The sequence below is a fragment of the Nocardioides sp. genome (assembly GCF_044226305.1).
Taxonomy (GTDB): domain Bacteria; phylum Actinomycetota; class Actinomycetes; order Propionibacteriales; family Nocardioidaceae; genus Nocardioides.
Genome location: NZ_JBGAHF010000023.1, coordinates 24,231 through 42,930 on the forward strand (window position 1 = coordinate 24,231; position 18,700 = coordinate 42,930).

Annotated in this window: 23 protein-coding genes; 14 read left to right on the forward strand and 9 right to left on the reverse strand. The window is 74.4% G+C overall.

The window, feature by feature from the left end; translation table 11 throughout:
* Nucleotides 1-18 precede the first annotated feature (18 nt).
* The 9 genes from ACILQ5_RS19015 to ACILQ5_RS19055 all read left to right on the forward strand — a co-directional run bounded on the left by ACILQ5_RS19015 (nt 19) and on the right by ACILQ5_RS19055 (nt 8,774).
* The gene (locus tag ACILQ5_RS19015; protein ID WP_395659597.1) at nt 19-1,356 is read left to right on the forward strand and encodes a glutamine synthetase family protein; all 1,338 of its coding nucleotides are present in this window, start codon (nt 19-21) and stop codon (nt 1,354-1,356) included.
* Entirely contained in the window at nt 1,356-1,709 is a 354-nt protein-coding gene (locus tag ACILQ5_RS19020) for a hypothetical protein (protein WP_395659598.1), read from the forward strand. The genes ACILQ5_RS19015 and ACILQ5_RS19020 overlap by 1 nt, the downstream gene beginning before the upstream one ends.
* Complete coding sequence (locus ACILQ5_RS19025) at nt 1,706-2,440, forward strand: type 1 glutamine amidotransferase (protein WP_395659599.1); 735 nt, start codon at nt 1,706-1,708, stop codon at nt 2,438-2,440. The genes ACILQ5_RS19020 and ACILQ5_RS19025 overlap by 4 nt, the downstream gene beginning before the upstream one ends.
* Entirely contained in the window at nt 2,437-5,412 is a 2,976-nt protein-coding gene (locus ACILQ5_RS19030) for a bifunctional [glutamine synthetase] adenylyltransferase/[glutamine synthetase]-adenylyl-L-tyrosine phosphorylase (protein ID WP_395659600.1), read from the forward strand. Before ACILQ5_RS19025 ends, ACILQ5_RS19030 begins: the two co-directional genes overlap by 4 nt.
* 29 nt (nt 5,413-5,441) lie before the next feature.
* On the forward strand, nt 5,442-6,044 hold the full coding sequence (locus ACILQ5_RS19035) for a TM2 domain-containing protein (protein ID WP_395659601.1): 603 nt from the start codon (nt 5,442-5,444) through the stop codon (nt 6,042-6,044).
* A 17-nt stretch (nt 6,045-6,061) separates the two neighbouring features.
* A complete protein-coding gene (locus tag ACILQ5_RS19040) occupies nt 6,062-6,430 on the forward strand; it encodes a metallopeptidase family protein (RefSeq protein ID WP_395659602.1) in 369 nt (122 codons plus the stop codon).
* 18 nt (nt 6,431-6,448) lie between these two features.
* On the forward strand, nt 6,449-7,231 hold the full coding sequence (locus ACILQ5_RS19045; RefSeq protein WP_395659603.1) for an isocitrate lyase/phosphoenolpyruvate mutase family protein: 783 nt from the start codon (nt 6,449-6,451) through the stop codon (nt 7,229-7,231).
* A 1-nt stretch (nt 7,232) separates the two neighbouring features.
* A complete protein-coding gene (locus ACILQ5_RS19050; RefSeq protein WP_395659604.1) occupies nt 7,233-8,321 on the forward strand; it encodes a threonine aldolase family protein in 1,089 nt (362 codons plus the stop codon).
* Nucleotides 8,322-8,405: 84 nt separating this feature from the next.
* Complete coding sequence (locus tag ACILQ5_RS19055; protein WP_395659605.1) at nt 8,406-8,774, forward strand: hypothetical protein; 369 nt, start codon at nt 8,406-8,408, stop codon at nt 8,772-8,774.
* 16 nt (nt 8,775-8,790) lie between these two features.
* Here ACILQ5_RS19055 and ACILQ5_RS19060 read toward each other — a convergent pair whose 3' ends face one another.
* Genes ACILQ5_RS19060 through ACILQ5_RS19080 form a run of 5 tightly spaced genes read right to left on the reverse strand, consistent with a single transcriptional unit; the run spans nt 8,791 to nt 12,259 of the window.
* Complete coding sequence (locus tag ACILQ5_RS19060) at nt 8,791-9,543, reverse strand: response regulator transcription factor (RefSeq protein ID WP_395659606.1); 753 nt, start codon at nt 9,541-9,543, stop codon at nt 8,791-8,793.
* A gap of 59 nt (nt 9,544-9,602) precedes the next feature.
* Nucleotides 9,603-10,124: a DsrE/DsrF/DrsH-like family protein gene (locus ACILQ5_RS19065; protein WP_395659607.1), complete on the reverse strand. Its 522-nt coding sequence runs from the start codon at nt 10,122-10,124 to the stop codon at nt 9,603-9,605.
* A 10-nt stretch (nt 10,125-10,134) separates the two neighbouring features.
* The gene (locus ACILQ5_RS19070; RefSeq protein ID WP_395659608.1) at nt 10,135-10,461 is read right to left on the reverse strand and encodes a TusE/DsrC/DsvC family sulfur relay protein; all 327 of its coding nucleotides are present in this window, start codon (nt 10,459-10,461) and stop codon (nt 10,135-10,137) included.
* Nucleotides 10,458-11,702: an NAD(P)/FAD-dependent oxidoreductase gene (locus ACILQ5_RS19075; protein ID WP_395659609.1), complete on the reverse strand. Its 1,245-nt coding sequence runs from the start codon at nt 11,700-11,702 to the stop codon at nt 10,458-10,460. Before ACILQ5_RS19075 ends, ACILQ5_RS19070 begins: the two co-directional genes overlap by 4 nt.
* An 11-nt stretch (nt 11,703-11,713) precedes the next feature.
* A complete protein-coding gene (locus ACILQ5_RS19080) occupies nt 11,714-12,259 on the reverse strand; it encodes a flavodoxin/nitric oxide synthase (protein WP_395659610.1) in 546 nt (181 codons plus the stop codon).
* A gap of 203 nt (nt 12,260-12,462) precedes the next feature.
* On the opposite strand from ACILQ5_RS19080, the gene ACILQ5_RS19085 reads away from it, so the two are divergent.
* Genes ACILQ5_RS19085 through ACILQ5_RS19095 form a run of 3 tightly spaced genes read left to right on the forward strand, consistent with a single transcriptional unit; the run spans nt 12,463 to nt 14,255 of the window.
* Entirely contained in the window at nt 12,463-13,395 is a 933-nt protein-coding gene (locus ACILQ5_RS19085; RefSeq protein WP_395659611.1) for a universal stress protein, read from the forward strand.
* Between the two features lie 7 nt (nt 13,396-13,402).
* Nucleotides 13,403-14,083: a hypothetical protein gene (locus ACILQ5_RS19090; protein ID WP_395659612.1), complete on the forward strand. Its 681-nt coding sequence runs from the start codon at nt 13,403-13,405 to the stop codon at nt 14,081-14,083.
* On the forward strand, nt 14,076-14,255 hold the full coding sequence (locus ACILQ5_RS19095; protein WP_395659613.1) for a hypothetical protein: 180 nt from the start codon (nt 14,076-14,078) through the stop codon (nt 14,253-14,255). The genes ACILQ5_RS19090 and ACILQ5_RS19095 overlap by 8 nt, the downstream gene beginning before the upstream one ends.
* A gap of 27 nt (nt 14,256-14,282) precedes the next feature.
* On the opposite strand, the gene ACILQ5_RS19100 is transcribed toward ACILQ5_RS19095, so the two are convergent.
* The gene (locus ACILQ5_RS19100; RefSeq protein WP_395659614.1) at nt 14,283-14,423 is read right to left on the reverse strand and encodes a hypothetical protein; all 141 of its coding nucleotides are present in this window, start codon (nt 14,421-14,423) and stop codon (nt 14,283-14,285) included.
* 48 nt (nt 14,424-14,471) lie between these two features.
* Nucleotides 14,472-15,227: a universal stress protein gene (locus ACILQ5_RS19105; RefSeq protein WP_395659615.1), complete on the reverse strand. Its 756-nt coding sequence runs from the start codon at nt 15,225-15,227 to the stop codon at nt 14,472-14,474.
* 129 nt (nt 15,228-15,356) lie between these two features.
* On the opposite strand from ACILQ5_RS19105, the gene ACILQ5_RS19110 reads away from it, so the two are divergent.
* Complete coding sequence (locus ACILQ5_RS19110; RefSeq protein WP_395659616.1) at nt 15,357-16,028, forward strand: response regulator; 672 nt, start codon at nt 15,357-15,359, stop codon at nt 16,026-16,028.
* Here ACILQ5_RS19110 and ACILQ5_RS19115 read toward each other — a convergent pair.
* Complete coding sequence (locus ACILQ5_RS19115) at nt 16,009-17,034, reverse strand: zinc-dependent alcohol dehydrogenase family protein (RefSeq protein WP_395659617.1); 1,026 nt, start codon at nt 17,032-17,034, stop codon at nt 16,009-16,011. The genes ACILQ5_RS19110 and ACILQ5_RS19115 overlap by 20 nt on opposite strands.
* Entirely contained in the window at nt 17,031-17,210 is a 180-nt protein-coding gene (locus ACILQ5_RS19120; protein ID WP_395659618.1) for a hypothetical protein, read from the reverse strand. The genes ACILQ5_RS19115 and ACILQ5_RS19120 overlap by 4 nt, the downstream gene beginning before the upstream one ends.
* Nucleotides 17,211-17,317: 107 nt before the next feature.
* Between ACILQ5_RS19120 and ACILQ5_RS19125 the strand changes: the two genes are divergently transcribed.
* Entirely contained in the window at nt 17,318-18,700 is a 1,383-nt protein-coding gene (locus ACILQ5_RS19125) for an MBL fold metallo-hydrolase RNA specificity domain-containing protein (RefSeq protein WP_395659619.1), read from the forward strand.

Sequence of the window (18,700 nt, forward strand, 5' to 3'; positions counted from 1 at the left end):
CGTGGATAGGCTCTGCCCATGGGCAAGCAGGAAGACTTCGTGCTCCGGGCACTCGAGGAGCGTGACGTCAGGTTCGTCCGGCTCTGGTTCACCGACGTCCTGGGCTCGCTGAAGTCCGTGGCGGTCGCCCCGGCCGAGCTCGAGGGGGCCTTCTCCGAGGGCATCGGGTTCGACGGCTCCGCGATCGAGGGCTTCGCCCGGGTCTACGAGGCCGACATGCTCGCGATGCCGGACCCGGCGACGTTCCAGATCCTCCCGTGGCGCGGGGAGGGCCCGTCCACCGCGCGGATGTTCTGCGACATCCTGATGCCGGACGGCTCCGCGTCGTACGCCGACCCCCGCTACGTCCTCAAGCGCACCCTGTCGCGCGCGGCCGACAAGGGGTTCACGTTCTACACGCACCCCGAGATCGAGTTCTACCTCTTCAAGAACCAGCCCGAGCCGGGCGTGGAGCCGGTCCCGGTGGACCGCAGCGGCTACTTCGACCACACCGCGCAGTCGATGGGCGCCGACTTCCGCCGCGAGGCGATCACGATGCTCGAGGCGATGGGGATCTCGGTCGAGTTCAGCCACCACGAGGGCGGGCCGGGCCAGCAGGAGATCGACCTGCGGTACGCAGACGCGCTCACGACAGCCGACAACGTGATGACGTTCCGCACGGTGATCCGCGAGGTCGCCCTGAGCCAGGGCATCTGGGCGACCTTCATGCCCAAGCCGTTCACCACGCACCCGGGCTCCGGGATGCACACGCACGTGTCGCTGTTCGAGGGGGACCGCAACGCGTTCTTCGAGGCGGGTGCGGAGTACCAGCTGTCGAAGACCGGCCGGCAGTTCATCGCCGGCGTCCTGCGGCACGCCAGCGAGATCAGCGTGGTCACCAACCAGTGGGTCAACAGCTACAAGCGGCTGATGTTCGGCGGCGAGGCGCCGTCCTACATCTGCTGGGGCCACAACAACCGCTCGGCGATGATCCGCGTCCCGATGTACAAGCCGAACAAGGGGCAGTCGACCCGGGTCGAGCTCCGGACGGTCGACGCTGCGTGCAACCCCTACCTCGCCTTCGCGACCGTCCTCGCCGCCGGCATGAAGGGCATCGAGGAGGACTACGACCTCCCGCGCGAGGCCGAGGACGACGTGTGGGCGCTGACCGAGCGCGAGCGCAAGAGCCTCGGCATCGAGCCGCTGCCCAAGAGCCTGTCGGAGGCGATCGCGGTGGCCGAGCACTCCGAGCTCCTGGCCGACACCCTGGGCGAGCAGGTCTTCGACTTCTTCCTGCGCAACAAGCGGGCCGAGTGGGAGGAGTACCGGGGCCAGGTCTCGGTCTTCGAGCGCGACCGCATGCTGCCGGTCGTGTGATGGCGGAGGCGATCTCCGACGAGCGCGCCCGCGGGATCGGCCGGCTGCTGGCGGTCACCCTGGCGTTCGCCGTCGTGCTCGCGGTCATCGGGGCCGCGCTGGCCCTGGGCGAGTACCGGGTCTACGGCCTGATCGTCGTCGGCATCGCCGTGGTCCTCGGCGTCCTCGGCGGGCTGACGCTCCGCGCGACCCGGGCCCGGGAGGGGACGGCCCGCCGGCTCAGCATCGCGACCGGCGTCGCGATGGTCGTCCTGTCGGTCCCGCTGATGCCGATCTGGATCGGGCTGCTCACGGTGGTGGCCGGGATCGGGCTGCTGGTGGTGACCGTGGCCCCCGAGCGGGACGCCTCGTGAGCAGCCCCGCGCTGCTCGTGGTCGAGCACGACCGCGAGTGCCCGCCCGCCCGGCTCGGCACCTGGCTGACCGAGGCGGGATGCGACCTCGACGTGCGGCGCCCGTACGCCGGCGACGAGCTGCCGCCGCTCGCGGCGTACGACGGCTTCGTGGTGCTGGGCGGCCCGATGGGCGCCTACGACGAGGACCGCGCGCCGTGGCTGGGCCCGGTCAAGGAGCTCTTCCGCGAGGCGCGGGCCGTCCACCTGCCCACGCTCGGCATCTGCCTGGGCCACCAGCTGGCCGCGGTGGCGCTCGGCGGCACCGTCGAGCGCGACCCCTACGGCCAGCAGGTCGGGCTGCTCGGCGTCGGCTGGACCGACGCCGCCCGGACCGACCGGCTGTTCGAGTCGCTCTCGTGGCCGCGCCGCGGCGTGCAGTGGAACGACGACGTCGTCACCCAGCTGCCCGAGGGGGCCACCCTGCTCGCCGAGACCCACCGCCGGGAGGTCCAGGTCGCCCGGTTCGCACCGCTGATGTGGGGCCTGCAGCTGCACCCCGAGGTCGACGTACCGGTGCTGGAGCCCTGGGCGGACTCCGACCGCGGCTCCCACGAGACCCGGGGCATCGACACCGACGCGCTGCTGCGCGACATCGACGCCGCGCGCGCCGAGCTCGACGACGCCTGGCGACCGCTGGCCACCGGGTTCGCGGCCCTGGCGGCCGAGCACCGGGAACGCGCCGCGCGATGAGCCGGTCGGCGACCAGCAAGGGCAACCTGTTGCGCCTGGGCTTCCAGGACGCGGACGCCGCGCTGGTCGCGCTCGACCGCCTCGGCGACCCGTCGGGTCCGCTGCTCGCGCTGATGGGCCGGACCGCCGACCCGGACGAGGCCCTGGCCGGCCTGGTGCGCCTGGCCGACGTCGTCCCGGACCCCGGGCAGCTGCTGGACGCGGTCGCGGGCGACGAGGGCACCGCGATGCGGCTGCTGTGCGTGCTCGGGGCGAGTGAGGCGCTCTCGGACCACCTGGTCCGCCACCCCGAGCACTGGCGCGAGCTCGCCGACTCCCGCCTCGGGGCCACCCGCCCGGCCGCCTGGGCCGTCCGTGAGGGCCTGCTGCTCGCCGTGGGCGCCGATCCCCGGGACCCGAGCCCGGTCGCGACGAAGGCCGACGCCGAGGCGGTCGACGCGCTGCGGGTCGAGTACCGCCGGGTCCTGCTGCGCCTGGCCGCGCGCGACCTCTCGCACCACCTCGGGGTCGACGACGCGGCAGCGGAGCTCTCCGACCTCGCCGCCGGGACCCTCGACGCGGCGCTCGCGGTCGCCCGCGCCCGCGTCGGTCCCGACGCCCGGCTCGCCCGGCTCGGGGTGGTCGCGATGGGCAAGTGCGGCGGCCACGAGCTCAACTACGTCTCCGACGTCGACGTGATCTTCGTGCACGCCCCCGCCGAGGGTGCCGGGGAGGACGCCGCGCTCCGGGTCGCGACGCAGCTGGCCAGCCACCTGATGCGGGTCTGCTCCGACCACACCGGCGAGGGGACGATCTGGCCGGTGGACGCCGCGCTCCGGCCCGAGGGCAAGGCCGGGCCGCTGGTCCGGACGATCGCCAGCCACCGCGGCTACTACGAGCGCTGGGCCAAGACCTGGGAGTTCCAGGCCCTGCTCAAGGCCCGGGCGGTCGCCGGCGACCTGGCGCTGGCGTCGGAGTTCGTCGAGATGACGCGGCCGATGGTGTGGTCCGCCGCCGAGCGCGACGGGTTCGTCGAGGACACCCAGGCGATGCGACGGCGCGTCGTCGAGCACATCCCCGCCAAGGAGGCCGAGCGCCAGCTGAAGCTCGGGGAGGGCGGCCTGCGCGACGTCGAGTTCGCGGTCCAGCTCCTCCAGCTGGTGCACGGCCGCGCCGACGAGCGGATCCGCCCGGCCACGACGCTGAGCGCGCTCGCCGAGCTGACCCGCGGCGGGTACGTCGGGCGTGAGGACGGCGACGCGCTGCACGAGGCCTACGCGTTCCTCCGCACGCTCGAGCACCGGATCCAGCTGCACCGGCTGCGCCGGACCCACGTCGTCCCCGCGGACGAGTCGGCGCTGCGCCGGACAGGTCGCAGCATGGGCTACCTCAAGGACCCGGTCGGCCTCCTCGACACGACCTGGCAGCACCACCGCCGCGAGGTCCGCCGGCTGCACGAGAAGCTCTTCTACCGCCCGCTGCTCACCGCCGTCGCGCGGATCCCGGGGGAGGAGGCGCGGCTCTCGCCCGAGGCGGCCGAGGAGCGGCTGGCGGCGCTGGGCTACCTCGACCCCACCGGGGCGCTGCGCCACCTCGAGGCGCTGACGTCGGGGGTCTCGCGCGCGGCGCAGATCCAGCGCACGCTGCTGCCGGTGCTGCTGGGCTGGTTCGCCGACGCTCCCGACCCGGACGCCGGCCTGTTCGGCTTCCGCCGGATCAGCGAGTCGCTCGGGTCGACCCCGTGGTACCTCTCGACGCTGCGCGACGAGGGCCAGGTCGCCGAGCGGCTGGCCCGGTTGCTGGCCACCTCCCGCTACGCCACCGACCTCCTCGAGCGCGAGCCCCAGGGGGTGCGGATGCTCGGCGGCGACCTCCGGCCGCTCTCGGCCGAGGTGCTCACGGAGGAGATGCTCGCCACCGCCCGGCGCCACGAGGAGCCCGAGTCGGCCGTCCTCGCCGTGCGCGGCGTACGGCGCCGCGAGCTGCTGCGGATCGCGGCCGGTGACCTGCTCGGGCTGACCGACGTCGCCGACGTCGGGGCCGGGCTGTCCCGGCTCACCGACGCCACCCTCGAGGCGACCCTCGAGGTCGCCGGCAGGGCGGTCCGCGCGCAGCGCGGGCTGGACACGGCACCGGCGCGGATGGCGGTCGTCGCGATGGGCCGGTACGGCGGCTTCGAGCTGTCCTACGGCAGCGACGCCGACGTGCTCTTCGTGCACGAGCCCGAGCCGGGTGCGGACGCGCAGACGGCGACGTCGTACGCCCAGGGGGTCGCGAACGAGCTGCGCCGGCTGCTCGCCCTGCCCGGGCCCGACCCGGCCCTGCTCGTCGACGCCGACCTGCGGCCCGAGGGTCGTCAGGGAGCGCTGGTGCGCACGCTCGACTCCTACGCCGCCTACTACGCGAAGTGGTCGAAGGTGTGGGAGGCGCAGGCCCTGCTGCGCGCCGACCCGGTCGTCGGCGACCCCGACCTGCTGCGCCGGTTCGCCGAGATGGTCGACCCGCTGCGCTACCCCGCGGACGGGATCTCCGAGGACGACGTCTTCGAGGTCCGCCGGATCAAGGCGCGGGTCGACACCGAGCGGCTGCCGCGCGGCGCGGACCCGCACACCCACCTCAAGCTCGGCCGCGGCGGCCTCGCCGACATCGAGTGGACCGTGCAGCTGCTGCAGATGCGGTACGCCGGCACCGTGCCCGGCCTGCGCACCTCCCGCACGCTCGAGGCGCTGGCGGCGGCCCGCGAGGCCGGCCTCGTCGACGAGGACGACGCCGCCGTCCTCCAGCAGGCCTGGCGCCGGGTCAGCCGGGTCCGCAACGCCGCGACGCTGGTGCGCGGCAAGTCGAGCGACGAGCTGCCCCGCGACATCCGCGAGCGCGCCGCCGTCGCCGCGATCCTCGGCTACCCGCCCGGGTCCTCGGACGCGATGGTGAACGACCAGCTGCGCTACACCCGGCTCGCGCGGGCCGTGGTGGAGCGGGTCTTCTGGGAGTGAGCGGCGCCCCGCGCGCGTAGGCTGACGACATGGCCGAGGAACCCCGGGACGAGGCGACGCCCGACCTGGGCGAGACCCAGCCGTACGTGTCGCTCTACCACCCGGTCGACGCGCCGGCCCCGCCGCCGTACCGGGCGCCGAGGCCCGACCCGCCGGCGCCCTCGCCGTACGCGCCCTCGTCCTACGCCCAGCCGTACGCCCCGCCCCCGCAGGCACCGTCGCCCTACACGGCCTACCTGCCGCAGCAGCCCTCCAGCCGGCCGGGCTACCCGCCGCCTCCCACGACGCCGTACACCGCCCGCCTGCCGGTGGTCGCGCCGGCCGCGGCGACCGCGCCCTACGGGGTCGACCCGGTGTCCGGCATGCCGTGGTCGGACAAGTCGAAGGTGACGGCCGGCCTGCTCTCCCTGCTGCTGCCGTTCGTCGGCGTCTGCGGGGTCGGGCGGCTCTACGCCGGGAACATCGCCCTCGGGCTGCTGCAGCTGCTCGGCTTCTGGTTCGGCGTCTTCACGAGCATCTTCCTGATCGGGTTCCTCATCACGCCCGCCGTCTGGCTCTGGGCCGTCATCGACGGCGTGGTGCTGCTGTCCTCCGGTGGCCGGGACGCGCTCGGCCGGCCGCTGCGCCCCTGACGGGGACGATGGGCGACGTGCACCCCGACGAGATCCCTCCCGACGAGTTCGACGACCTCGTGCGCGACGCCCTGGACCAGCTGCCCGACGAGGCGGCCCGGTTGGTGAGCGAGATCGCCGTGGTGGTGCGCGAGGTGCCCGAGCCGGGCCAGGCGGCGCCCGACCAGCTGCTGCTCGGAACGTTCCGCGGGATCCCGCACACGGCGGTCGGCGGGCGGGTGCCGGGCAGCCTGCCCGACGTCATCACCCTGTTCCGGGTGCCGATCCTGGCCGTCTGCCGGAGCCGCGAGGAGGTGCCGCCGCGCGTGCTCAAGGTGCTCGGGCACGAGGTCGGCCACGCCCTGGGGCTCAGCGAGGGCCAGCTCCGCTCGTACGGCTGGTTCTAGCCATCTAGGCTCGCCCCCATGACCGATGACCGCACCCGCGACCTGGCCACCGCCCTCCTCGACCTGCACCGCGCGCCCGAGCTGCTGACCGTCGTCAACGTCTGGGACGCGATCAGCGCCAAGGTCGTCGGCGACGTCGACGGCACCCGCGCACTGGCGACCGCCAGCCACTCGATCGCCGCGTCGTACGGCTACGAGGACGGCGAGAACATCCCGCTCGACCTGATGCTCGAGGCCGTCGGCCGGATCGTGGCCGCCACCGACCTGCCGGTGACCGCGGACCTCGAGGGCGGGTACGGCGACCCGGCAGAGACGGTCCGCCGGGCCATCGGCATCGGCGTGGTCGGTGCCAACATCGAGGACCAGATGCGCCCGCTCGCCGAGGCGGCACGCAACGTCGAGAAGATCATGGCCGTCGCCGAGCAGGAGGGCGTGGACTTCGTGCTCAACGCCCGCACCGACGCCTTCCACCTCGGCCGCGACCGCGACCCGGCCGACAACCTCGCCGAGGCGATCGAGCGGGGCCGGGCCTACCTCGACGCCGGCGCACCGGTGGTGTTCGTGCCGGCGCGGCTCGACGAGCAGCAGGTGGCCGAGATCGTCGGGGCCTGGGGCCCGCAGAAGCTGACGATGATCGGCATCCCCGGCGTCCCGTCGCTGGCCCGGCTGGAGGAGCTCGGCGTGGCCCGGGTCTCCTACGGCCCGATGTCGCAGAACGTCGCGCTGACGGCGCTCCAGGAGCTGGTCGAGGACGTGCACCGCGGCGGTGGCGTGCCCTCCTCCATGCGCATCCTCAACTGACGTGGGCCTCGACGAGCGGCTCCGGGCCGCCTCCGACGCCTGCACCGCGCGGGCGCTCCGCAACCCGCGGACCAGCCCGGCCCAGGCCTTCGCCGACCTCGCGCGCGCGTGCGACGAGCTGGGCATCGACTCCTGGGACATGTACGGCGGTGGCGGTCCGGTCGAGCGCCTCGAGTCCGAGGTCGCCGAGCTGCTCGGGAAGTCGGCCGCGGTGCTGTTCCCGAGCGGCGTGATGGGTCAGCAGGCGGCACTGCGGACCTGGTGCGACCGCACCGGCTCGGTGCGGGTGGCCCTTCCGGACCGGTCGCACCTGCTGGTGCACGAGGACGACGGACCGCGCCTGCTGCACGGCTTCCGCTTCGAGCACCTGACCGTGGGACGGCGCACCGCCACCGCCGCGGACCTGCGCGGGCTCCCCGCCGGGCTGGGTGCGGCCCTGGTGGAGCTGCCGCTGCGCGACGCCGGCTGCCGGCTCCCCACCTGGGACGAGCTCGTCGAGCTGTCCGGGGCGGCGCGCGAGCTGGGCGTCCCGCTCCACGTCGACGGAGCCCGGCTGTGGGAGTCCCAGCCGTTCTACGACCGGCCGCTGGCCGAGATCGCGGACCTGGCCGACTCCGTCTACGTCTCGTTCTACAAGGCGCTGGGCGGGCAGGCAGGTGCGGTGGTGGCCGGCCCGGCCGACCTCGCCGACGAGCTGCGGCTGTGGCGGCGGCGGATGGGCGGCACGCTGTTCCGGCTCACGCCGTACGCCGTCGGCGCGCTGGTCGGGCTCCGCGACCAGCTGCCGCGGATGGGGGAGTACGTCGCCTGGGCACGCGACCTGGCGAGCGCCCTCGCGGGGGACGGGTTCACCGTGGACCCGGACCCGCCGCACGCCAACACCTTCCTGGTGCACGCGCCCGGGTCGGCCGACGCCGTCAACGAGCGGCTGCTCGGGTTCATGGAGCGCGAGCTGGTCGAGCCCTGCGGACCGTGGTGGGACGCGGTGGTCCCGGGGTTCGTCACCACCGAGGTGGCGGTGCAGGCGGCCGCCCTCGAGCTCGACCCGGCCGTCGTCGCGGGGTGGTGGCACGAGGTCGTGCTGGCCTGAGCCACACCTTGCGGAGGTCTTGAGGCTGCGCATCGGTGGGCTTGAGGGCTGTGACGGACCCTCGAACGTGGAGGGAGGTGGCCGATGTCCGAGACCCATGAGCCGGGTGCTGCCGTGTTCGACCCGAACGCGGTCGTCAGCCTGACCGGCGACGCCGGTGACGCCGCCTTCGCGTCGGTGTTCGTCGACAAGTTCCGCGCGCTCCTCCCGCACCGCGTCCGCCGGATCGCGACGACGCTCGGCGAGGGCGACGTCGACGAGGCCCTGGACGCCGTCCTCAGCCTCCGGGTCTCCGCGTGCCTGATCGGCGCGGGCGAGCTCTGCCTGCTCGGACGGACCCTCGAGGCGCACCTGCGCCGCCTCGACCTCCCGCGCGCCCGGATCGCCGCCGTGTCGCTCGGGTCCGCAGCGGACCGCGCGGACGCCGCCCTCGGCGACTTCCTGGCCGCCTGAGGCCGCTCCCGTCCGCTCAGTCCACGAGCTCCATGCGGTAGCCGACGCCGCGCACGGTGCGGATGAACCGCGGCCCGCCGCGGACCTCGCCGAGCTTGCGGCGCAGGTTGCCGATGTGCACCTCCACGAGGTGGGTGTCGGACGCCCACTCGGTGCCCCAGACCGACCGCAGCAGCGCCTCGCGGGTCCACACCCGGGTGGGGGTGCGCATCAGCTCGGTCAGGAGGTCGAACTCGGTGCGGGTGAGCTCGAGCTCCTCGCCGTCGCGGAACGCCCGGCGCCCGTCCACGTCGACGCGGAGCGGACCGTGCTCGAGCACCTCGTTGTCGTCACCGGGGGGCGCGGCCGCCTCGGGCGGGACCGGGGCGCCGTCCGACGTCCGCGGCCGGCGGAACATCGCGTTGACCCGGGCCTTGAGCTCGCGGGCGCTGAACGGCTTCGCGATGAAGTCGTCGGCGCCGGTCTCGAGGCCGAGCAGCCGGTCGATCTCGTCGTCGCGGGCGGTGATCATCACGACGTACGCGTCGCTGATCTCCCGGATCCGCCGGCACGCCTCGATGCCGTCGATCCCGGGCAGGCCGAGGTCGAGGGTGACCAGGTCGGGGCGCGTCTCGCGGACCGCCTCGACCCCGGCGAGGCCGGAGTCGACGGCGGTGACCGTGAAACCCTGGGTCTGCAGGGTGAACTCGATCAGGGCGCGGATGTCCTCGTCGTCCTCGACGACCAGTGCCCGCCGTTCCTGACCCGAGTCGGTCCCCATGCTGGCCATGGGACGCATGATGCCACTTCTTGCGGATATCTTGAGGTTTCTCCGGCAGCGAACCGCGCTCAGATGAAGAGCAGCTGCGCGCCGGCGGTCATCTCGATGAAGTCCGAGGCGCTGATGATGCCCTCGACCCCCTCGTAGAGGTCGGCCTCGGTCAGGTGCTGCATGTCCGCGGACATCCGGCACGCCCACAGGTGGCCGCCGGAGCCGACGATCTGCTCGAGGAACTCCGGGACGTCCGGGACGTCCAGGTCGGCGATCGACCGGCGCAGCTGGTGGGTGGCCATCGCGGTCATGCCGGGCAGGCCGCCGAGGCCCTGCGGCATGTGCGTCGCCGGGTTGCCGAGCATCGTGAACTTCAGGTCGGCCATGTACTTCGGGTTGATGATGTCGAAGCCCCAGAACGTGAAGAACAGGTCGACCTCGACGCCCTCGCCGAGGGCGGCGTTCGCGAGGATCAGGCCCGGGTAGGTCATGTCCAGGCTGCCCTTGGAGCAGATGATCGCGAGCTTGCGGCCGGTCGGGCCGTCGTCGAACGACGGGACGATGGGCGTGGCCTGGGGCTCGGTGCCGTTGGTGGTCATGGCGTCTCCTTCACACGCAGCCGCGGGGCTTGGGGAGCCCGGCGACGTACGCGATCTTCTTGGCGGGCTTTCCGGGGAAGAGCTCGAAGAGCGTCTTGACCGGTACGTCGAGGCCGGTGCTGACCCGGCGCAGGGTCGGGCTCTCGCCGCGCTCGGTGAAGTCGGCGCGGGCGAAGGCGAGGACGGTGCGGTGGTCCGGGCCCAGGGTCAGCCCGATCTGCTGCGCCAGGGACTCCGCGAGCTGGAGGTCCCACTCCTCCGGGTCGGTGAGGAACCCCTCGGCGTCCACGTGGACCGTCCGCCCGTCGATGACCATCGTGGTCTGCGTGGTGGTCATGGTGTCTCCTCCGATGCGTGCTTGCCGGCCATCGACATCGCGGACGGCAGGGGGATGGGACGACCCGGGAGCAGGACGTTCCAGTAGATCCAGGGGAAGGACTGCTTGCCGAGGTGGTTGACCCGGCTCTCCTCGAGCAGCGACATCGGGCCCACGACCGGGACGGGGTAGCGGCCCGGGAGCGGCTCGACGTCGTAGTTGAAGTCGATGAGCAGCGCCTTCCCGTCCCCGCTCTCGACGAAGCAGTTCGCGTGACCGTCGAAGGAGTGGCTCATCGGCCGGCCCTCGACGTGGTCGACGAAGTTCGGGACGAACACGTCCACCGAGAAGTGCGCGACCGAGCCGGCCTTCGAGGCCGGGATGTCGCTGGCGTCCCCGATCGCCCAGATGTCGTCGTGGCCGCGGGCCAGGAAGGTCTGCGGGTCGACGGGCACGTAGTTGAGGTCGTCGCCCAGCCCCGAGCGCGCCACGAAGTCGGCGCCCATGTTGAGCGGGACCGTCACCAGGAGGTCGAAGGGCACCGTGCGCTCGTCGTACGACACGAGCGCGGAGGCGTCCTCGTCGACCCGCTCCACCACGAAGTCGGGCTCGACGTCGATCCTGCGCTCCGCGAGCAGGTGGCCGAGCCGCTCGGAGGCGACCGGACGGGTGAACGCGCCGGACAGCGGGGTCACGTAGGTGATGTCGACGTCGTCGCGCACGTGCAGCTCGCGCATCCGGGCCTCGGCGAGCAGCGCGAACTCCAGCGGCGCGACCGGGCACTTGATCGGCATCTCGGTCACGTGCACGACCAGGCGGCCGGCGCGGAAGTCCGCCAGCGCGTCGCGGAGGGCGCGGGCCCCGTCGAGCGTGTAGAACTCGTGCACGGTGCGGCCCCAGAGCCGCCCGGCCATCCCCGGGGTCTCCTCGGGGCGCGGGGAGGTGCCGCTCGCGACCACGAGCTGGTCGTAGGGCAGCCTCCGTCCGTCGGCGAGGTGGACCCGGTGGCCCTCCGTGTCGACGAGGTCGATCTCGCCGGTGATCACGTTGACCCCGTCGGCGAGCTGGGCCCCACGGGGCCGGACGAGCTGGCCCGGCTCGCGGTGGCCGAAGACGACCTCGAGCAGACCGGGCTGGTAGACGTGGTCGTCGTCGCGGTCGACGACCACCACGTGCCACGCGTCGTGGTCCAGGCTCCGACGGAGCCGGTTCGCGAGCATCGTGCCGGCGGTGCCGGCACCCAGGATCACCACGTTGCGCATCTGCCTGCCTCCTAGCTCGCGACGCTGGTCTCGGGTCCGGACCGGGTGGCGGCGTCGGCGAGCTCGCGCCCCCAGGTCCGCGCGCGGTCGGTCTCGCCGGCCACCAGGGGCCCCTGCACGTCCTCCACGAGGAACGGCGTCGGGCGGGACACCAGGCGGTAGCCCTTCCGGCGCAGCAGGTGGGAGGCGCGGGTCGAGGCCGCCTTCGGCAGGTTGCGCACCTTCGTCACCCGGGTGTCGAAGGCGGCGGCCGCCCGGTCGTGGGCCTCCTCGCGGGGTCCCAGCGCGGCGATCCACTCGCGCAGGCCGGTCTCGACGAGCTCGGCGCCCGCCCCCTGGCGCACCGCCTCCTGGCGCGTCGCCGGCCGGCTCAGCGAGAAGGCGTGCGTCGGTGCCCCGACCACGAGCAGGTCGAAGTCGGCGTCGCGGGCCGCGGGTGCGGATCGCACCTCGTGCAGCTCGACCTCGGCGCCCGCCTCGGTCAGCCCGGCGACCACCGCGTCGGCGATCTCGTGCGTGGACCCGAACATGGACTCGTACACCAGCAGCGCACGCACCTCGACCACTCTCCTCGGCACCGGCTCTCGGGCCGGCCCGTCGCCGTCGGCGTCGCCGACGGCTCTCTCCGCCTCTCAGCGTGCTCCGACGAGGTGGCCCGGCCCACGGGCCATCGGCCTCTGTCGTCGAGCCGTTGGTCCCTGCCGGTCAGGACGCCGCGGCGGGAGAGTGGAAGGCGGGAGAGCGGACCGGAGGAGGGGCCATGTCGGAGCTGGAACGCCCGGTCGTCGTGGGGGTCGACGGGACGGACGCGAACCTCGGCGCGCTCCTGTTCGCCGTCGACGCGGCCGACCGGCGGCAGGTGCCGCTGGAGCTGGTGCACGTGGTGCCGGACCGGGTGGTCATCTCCCCGCTGGTGCCCGTCACCCCGCTGGACCTGACCGACACCGGCGCCACGGTGCTGCGGACGGCGGAGGACCAGGTGCACGCCACGTCCCCGGACCTGACGGTCGAGTCGCGGCTGCGGCACGGCTCGCGGGCCACCCAGCTGCTGCGCGGTGCCGCGGGTGCCGGGCTGCTGGTGGTCGGCCGCGACGACCGGCCGGTGCTGGAGCGGATGATGCGCGGCGACACCGCCGCCTCGGTCGCGGCCCGGGCGGACGTCCCGGTCGTCGAGGTGCCGGCCGAGTGGCGCCCGGCGTCGTCCGGCCACCCGTCGTACGGCGTCGTGGTGGTCGGCCTGAAGTCGCCGGCGTACGCCGACGCGGTCCTCGGGGAGGCGTTCGCGGCCGCCGACGAGCGGGGTGCCGCACTCGTCGTCGTCCACGCGTGGAAGCTGCCCAGCGGCTACGACGAGGCAGCGGGGGACGACCCGGCCCTCGCCGACTGGGAGCGGGAGGCCACCGAGGATCTCGAGCAGCTGCTCCGGCCCTGGCACCGGGCCTACCCCGACGTGCCGGTCCGGACCCGGGTGGTGCACCAGCACCCCGCCGAGGCGCTGGTCGAGGCGACGGCGGAGGCCGACCTGATCGTGGTCGTCCGGCGCGTGCACGGCAGCCCGACGACCGCCCACCTGGGCTCGGTGGCCCGGGCGGTGCTCCGTGCCGCGGCCTGCCCGGTGCTCGTGGTGCCGCCGTCGGAGACCGGGGTCATCCCGGACCTGGTGCTGGAGGAGGCGGGCGGCCTGCTCGCCTGACCCCACCATGAGGGCCTACCGGATCTGCTGGACCGTCGCCGTCGCGCTGCTCGCGGCCGCTGCGGCGTTCGGCGCGGCGACCGACGCGACGCCCGGCGCCGGGTGGCGGGCCCTGGCCGTCACCGCCGCCTGCTCGGCGGTCCTCGGCGGCATGGTCGGCGTGGTGTGGGCCGAGGAGGCGGGTCGCCGCATGGTGCTGCGCTGCTCGGCCTGGGCGGTGGTCGGCGGGCTGCTGGTCGTGGGCCTGCCGGCGTTGCTCGGCGCGTGGTCCCTGGTGGTCCTCACCGTGGTCGTGCTGACCGCGCCGCCCCTGGTCGCCGCCGTCCGCGACCTGCTCCACGCCCGCGGCGAGCGGTGGGAGCCGTCGGAGCCAGCCGGGCGGTCGGGGCCGTTGGGGTCGTCGGACCCGGAGGCCGAGGCCACGACGTCGCCCACGGCCGTCAGCCTGATGACCGACCGCGAGCTCGAGCGCCGCTGGCACCTCACGTCGGCGCGGTTGCGCCACCCCGGGACGCCCCCGGAGGCGGCGATGGTGCTGGTGGCCGAACGCGTGCACCTGCTCGACGAGATCGAGCGGCGCAACCCCGAGCACTTCGCGGCGATCCTCGACCGCACCATCGGGCTCGAGGACGGGGGCCCCGGGACGGGGCTCGGCGACAACGGGAGGGAAGGCGGGACCAGTGGCTGACAACAGCGGTGCGGCTGCCGGCGGTGGGGCGATCTACGCCCTGGGCATCCTGGGTGCCTGGGTCTACTTCTGGCAGCAGGCCGACGGCTTCTGGTGGCACCTGCTGGCCGTCCTGGAGGGTCTCATCTGGCCGGCCTTCCTGGTGTACGACGCGCTGCGCGTGCTCGACTGAGTCGGCTCGGCCGGCGTAGGGGCGCCGTCAGGCGGGTGCGTCCGCCGGGCCGGGGGTGGGCAGCGAGGCCGGCCCGGGGACGGGGCCGGTGCCGACCGATGCGGTCAGCTCGTCGACCGAGAGCTGGAGGTCGCGCTCGACCGAGGCGCAGATGGGGGTCTCTTCCATGCGCGGAGCGTTCCCCGACCGGAGCACGACCATGCCCGGCGGCGCGGCTCAACCCGCCGGAACGGCCGTGAGTCCGGCCACAGGCGGGACCACGGCCAGGACCACCGCCGGGACGACGGCGACCGGGCACGGCGCGTGCTCCGCGACCGCGACCGCGTGGTCGAACACCGGCGTGTGCCGGTGCGGGCGCCGGGCGACGACGAGCAGCTCCCGGGTGCGGGCGCCCGCCACGAGGGCGTCGACGTCCTCGTCGGGGACCTCCAGCACCACGGTCTCGTGGGCGGCGCCGAAGTCCCGCGCCAGTGCGAGCGCCGCCGGTTCCGTGCAGGTGAGGACACCCTGCGCGCCCGCTGCCGGGTCCCGGTGGACGACGACCGGGCAGGCCGCGTGCCGGGCGACCGCGGCGCTCACCGAGCCGAGCAGCAGCCCGCGCACGGGTCCCCGGCCCCGTGAGCCCACGACGAGCAGGTCGGTGGGGTCCACCTGGGCGAGCAGGACCTCGCGGGGGTCACCGGCGACAACCGCGCTCTCGACCACGAGGTCCGGCTGTTGCCGCCGCGCCTCGCCGCACGCGCGTCCGACCAGCAAGTGACCCTCGTCCTCGAGGGCCCGCACCAGGCGTTCGGCCTGCAGCGCCGCCTCGGGCTGCCAGGCCAGCCCGCCCATGACCGGGAGGACGACCGCGTGCACGATCCTCAGCACGGCGCCGGTGCGGGCCGCGTGCTCCGCGGCCCAGCGCAGGGCCGCCTGCGACTGCTCGGACCCGTCGATGCCGACGACCACCCGCCCGACCTGCTCGGTCATGTCCCCACGATGCTGCCGGGCCGGGTCAGCCACCACGGCCGAACGCCGCGCCGGACCGGTGACTTAGGTCCCGTTGGTGAGAGGCCATCGCCCGGACCGCGCGGGCCCGAACCGCCCTAGATTCGAGTCATGTCGGAGTCCGGCAGCAGGATCGAAGCGGCACCTGGTCGACAGATCACGGTCTACCTGCTCGACGACCACGAGCTGGTGCGTCGCGGGATCCGGGAGGTGCTCGAGGGCGCGGGGGACATCCGGGTGGTGGGGGAGTCCGGACTGGCTGCGGAGGCGATCCGCTGGATCCCGGTGCTGCACCCCGACGTCGCGCTGCTCGACGGCCGGCTGCCCGACGGCTCCGGCATCGACGTGTGCCGCCAGGTCCGCGAGAAGGACCCCAGCATCGCAGCGCTGATCCTGACGTCGTACGACCAGGAGGAGCCGCTGTTCGCCGCGATCAAGGCCGGTGCCGCGGGCTACCTGCTCAAGCAGGTCAAGGGCAGCGACCTCGTCGACGCGGTGCGCCGGGTCGCCGCCGGCCAGTCGATGCTCGACCCGGCGCTGACCGCCTCGGTGCTCGATCGGCTCCGGCACGGGGCGCCGGACGAGCCGAACGGCCGTCTGACCGACAAGGAGGAGCAGATCCTCGACCTGGTCGGCGAGGGGCTCACCAACCGGCAGATCGCGGCCCGCCTCGGCCTCGCCGAGAAGACCGTGAAGAACTACGTCTCGACGATGCTCGGCAAGCTCGGTGTCGAGAGCCGCACCCAGGCGGCGATCGTCGCGCTCAAGCGCTCGACGACCTGAGCACGGCCGAACCGCTGACCCGTCCGGCGGCGAGGTCGGCCAAGGCCCGGTCGGCGGCCTCGAAGGGGTACGTCGTCGTGTGGGCCCGGACGCCGAGCCGGACCGCCAGCCGCAGCAGCTCCTCGCCGTCGCGGCGGGTGTTGGACGTGACCGTGCGCAGGTCGCGCTCCAGGAACAGGTGCTCGGTGTAGCCCATCGCGGGCACCTCCGACATGTGGATGCCGGCCAGGGCCAGGGTGCCGCCCCGGTCCAGCGCGCGCAGGGCGACCGGCACCAGCTCGCCGGCGGGTGCGAACACGATCGCTGAGTCGAGCGGGACCGGTGGGGGGTCCGCCGCGCCGCCGGCCCAGGTGGCACCGAGCTCGAGGGCGAGGCGGCGGTCCGGCTCGCCGCGCGTGGCGACGTACAGCTCGGCGCCCTGGGCCAGCGCCAGCTGGGCGGTGAGGTGCGCGCTGGAGCCGAACCCGTAGAGGCCGAGCCGTCCGCCGGGCGGCAGCTGGGCGCGGACCAGGGCGCGGTAGCCGATGATCCCGGCGCACAGGAGCGGGGCGAGCGCCACCGGGTCCGGCTCCTCGGGCAGGGCGTAGGCGTAGGCGGCCGGGACGACGGCGTGCTCGGCGAAGCCGCCGTCGGCGTCCCACCCGGTGTAGGTCGACGCCGGGCAGAGGTTCTCGCGCCCCGCGCGGCACCACCGGCACTCGCCACAGGTGCTGCGCAGCCAGGCGATGCCGACGCGGTCGCCGGCCACGAACCGTTCGGTGCCGGGACCGAGCGCCGTCACCCGCCCGACGACCTGGTGCCCGGGCACCGTGCGTGGCCGGTGCGGCGCGAGGTCGCCCTCGGCCAGGTGCAGGTCGGTCCGGCACACGCCGCACGCCTCGACGGCCACGAGCAGCTCGCCGGGGCCCGGCTCCGGCACGGCTCGCTCGACGGCCACCAGGGGTCCGGACGAGACCGGGCCCGGGCGGTCCACCACCCAGGCGGACATCCGCGGGCGGTCGGTCACGACCCGCCGCCGACCATGCGCAGCACGAGCTCGACGATACGCGCCGCCAGCTCCCCGAGGACCAGGCCGAGCAGGACCCCGACGACGACCAGGCCGAGCAGCAGGGCGATCGCGCCGACGACCCGGTGCCGGGCGACGAACGGGTCGGGGATCTCCCGACGGTCCGCGGCCTTCATGCGGCCACGGTCCGCCCCCGCCGCGCTCCGGACCAGGGTCGAGCGCCGCCACCTCGGCGGGACCAACGGCCCTGACGGTCGGCGCCGGAGCGGCGGACCCTCGAAGGATGAGCAGTCCCATGCTGACCTTCCTCGGGGCTGCCGGCACGGTCACGGGCAGCCGGTTCCGCTTCGACGCGGCGGGCGGACCGATGCTGGTCGACGCCGGCCTCTACCAGGGCCCGGCCGAGCTGCGGCACCGCAACTGGGCCGAGGGCGACGACCAGGCCGCGACGCTGGCCGCGGTCGTGGTCAGCCACGCGCACCTCGACCACTGCGGCTACCTGCCGCGCCTGGTCCGGGACGGTTTCGCCGGGCGCATCATCTGCACGCCGGAGACCGCCAAGCTGGTGACGATCGTGCTGCGCGACAGCGCCCACCTCCAGGAGGAGGACGCCCGGCTGGCCAACGAGCACGGGTTCTCCAAGCACCGCCCGGCGCTGCCCCTCTACGACCACGAGGACGTCGAGCGCACCCTGCCCCTCCTGGACCCGGTGGGGTACGACGCCCCGACCGCGGTCCTCCCCGGGGTCACGGCGACGCTGCGGCCGGCCGGCCACATCCTCGGCTCGTCGTCGGTGCTGCTGGACGTGGACGGCGAGCGGGTCGTCCTCAGCGGCGACCTCGGCCGGCCGCACCACCCGCTGCTGCGGCCGCCGGCCCCGGTGCCGGCCGTCGGCACCGTGGTCGTCGAGTCGACCTACGGCGACCGCACCCACGAGCCGGGGCGGCCGCACCAGGTCGCCGAGGCGATGCGCCGGACTCTCAAGCACGGCGGGTGCGTGCTCGTCCCGGCGTTCGCGGTCGACCGCACCGAGCTGGTGCTGCTCGAGCTGCACCGGCTCGTGCAGGCGGGCGAGCTCCCGCGGGTACCCGTCTACCTCGACAGCCCGATGGCCCTGGCGACCCTCGAGGTCTACCGACGAGCCGTCACCGGCAGGTCGGCGCAGCTGCGTCCGGAGGCGCGCGACCTCCTCGTCGCGCTCGAAGAGCTGCACGTGCGGCCGGTCACCGAGGCCGCCGACTCGATCCGCCTCAACCGGCCCGGCGCGCCGTGCATCGTGGTCTCGGCCTCCGGCATGGCGACCGGCGGTCGGGTGGTCCACCACCTCGCCGAGCAGCTGCCCGACTCCCGCAACTGCGTGGTCCTGACCGGCTACCAGGCGGTCGGCACCCGCGGCCGCCAGCTCCTGGACGGCGCCAAGCAGGTCAAGATCCACGGGCGTTACGTGCCGGTGCGGGCCGAGATCGTCGACGACCAGGACTTCTCCGTGCACGCCGACGGCGACGAGCTGCTGGCGTGGTTGGCGACCGCGCCGGAGCCCCCGCGCACGGTGTACGTCGTGCACGGCGAGGAGCAGGGGTCCGCCCGGCTCGCCGCCCGGATCTCCGACGAGCTCGGCTGGACCGCGGTGGTGCCGAAGCTCGGCGAGCGGGTGCGCCTGGACTGA

Excerpts from the sequence above, each read along its gene's own strand:
- ACILQ5_RS19015 (WP_395659597.1), top strand. The coding sequence starts at position 19 with ATGGGCAAGCAGGAAGACTTCGTGCTCCGGGCACTCGAGGAGCGTGAC.
- ACILQ5_RS19020 (WP_395659598.1), top strand. The coding sequence starts at position 1,356 with ATGGCGGAGGCGATCTCCGACGAGCGCGCCCGCGGGATCGGCCGGCTG.
- ACILQ5_RS19030 (WP_395659600.1), top strand. The coding sequence starts at position 2,437 with ATGAGCCGGTCGGCGACCAGCAAGGGCAACCTGTTGCGCCTGGGCTTC.
- ACILQ5_RS19035 (WP_395659601.1), top strand. The coding sequence starts at position 5,442 with ATGGCCGAGGAACCCCGGGACGAGGCGACGCCCGACCTGGGCGAGACC.
- ACILQ5_RS19045 (WP_395659603.1), top strand. The coding sequence starts at position 6,449 with ATGACCGATGACCGCACCCGCGACCTGGCCACCGCCCTCCTCGACCTG.
- ACILQ5_RS19055 (WP_395659605.1), top strand. The coding sequence starts at position 8,406 with ATGTCCGAGACCCATGAGCCGGGTGCTGCCGTGTTCGACCCGAACGCG.
- ACILQ5_RS19060 (WP_395659606.1), bottom strand. The coding sequence starts at position 9,543 with ATGGCCAGCATGGGGACCGACTCGGGTCAGGAACGGCGGGCACTGGTC.
- ACILQ5_RS19065 (WP_395659607.1), bottom strand. The coding sequence starts at position 10,124 with ATGACCACCAACGGCACCGAGCCCCAGGCCACGCCCATCGTCCCGTCG.
- ACILQ5_RS19070 (WP_395659608.1), bottom strand. The coding sequence starts at position 10,461 with ATGACCACCACGCAGACCACGATGGTCATCGACGGGCGGACGGTCCAC.
- ACILQ5_RS19075 (WP_395659609.1), bottom strand. The coding sequence starts at position 11,702 with ATGCGCAACGTGGTGATCCTGGGTGCCGGCACCGCCGGCACGATGCTC.
- ACILQ5_RS19085 (WP_395659611.1), top strand. The coding sequence starts at position 12,463 with ATGTCGGAGCTGGAACGCCCGGTCGTCGTGGGGGTCGACGGGACGGAC.
- ACILQ5_RS19090 (WP_395659612.1), top strand. The coding sequence starts at position 13,403 with ATGAGGGCCTACCGGATCTGCTGGACCGTCGCCGTCGCGCTGCTCGCG.
- ACILQ5_RS19100 (WP_395659614.1), bottom strand. The coding sequence starts at position 14,423 with ATGGAAGAGACCCCCATCTGCGCCTCGGTCGAGCGCGACCTCCAGCTC.
- ACILQ5_RS19105 (WP_395659615.1), bottom strand. The coding sequence starts at position 15,227 with ATGACCGAGCAGGTCGGGCGGGTGGTCGTCGGCATCGACGGGTCCGAG.
- ACILQ5_RS19110 (WP_395659616.1), top strand. The coding sequence starts at position 15,357 with ATGTCGGAGTCCGGCAGCAGGATCGAAGCGGCACCTGGTCGACAGATC.
- ACILQ5_RS19120 (WP_395659618.1), bottom strand. The coding sequence starts at position 17,210 with ATGAAGGCCGCGGACCGTCGGGAGATCCCCGACCCGTTCGTCGCCCGG.
- ACILQ5_RS19125 (WP_395659619.1), top strand. The coding sequence starts at position 17,318 with ATGAGCAGTCCCATGCTGACCTTCCTCGGGGCTGCCGGCACGGTCACG.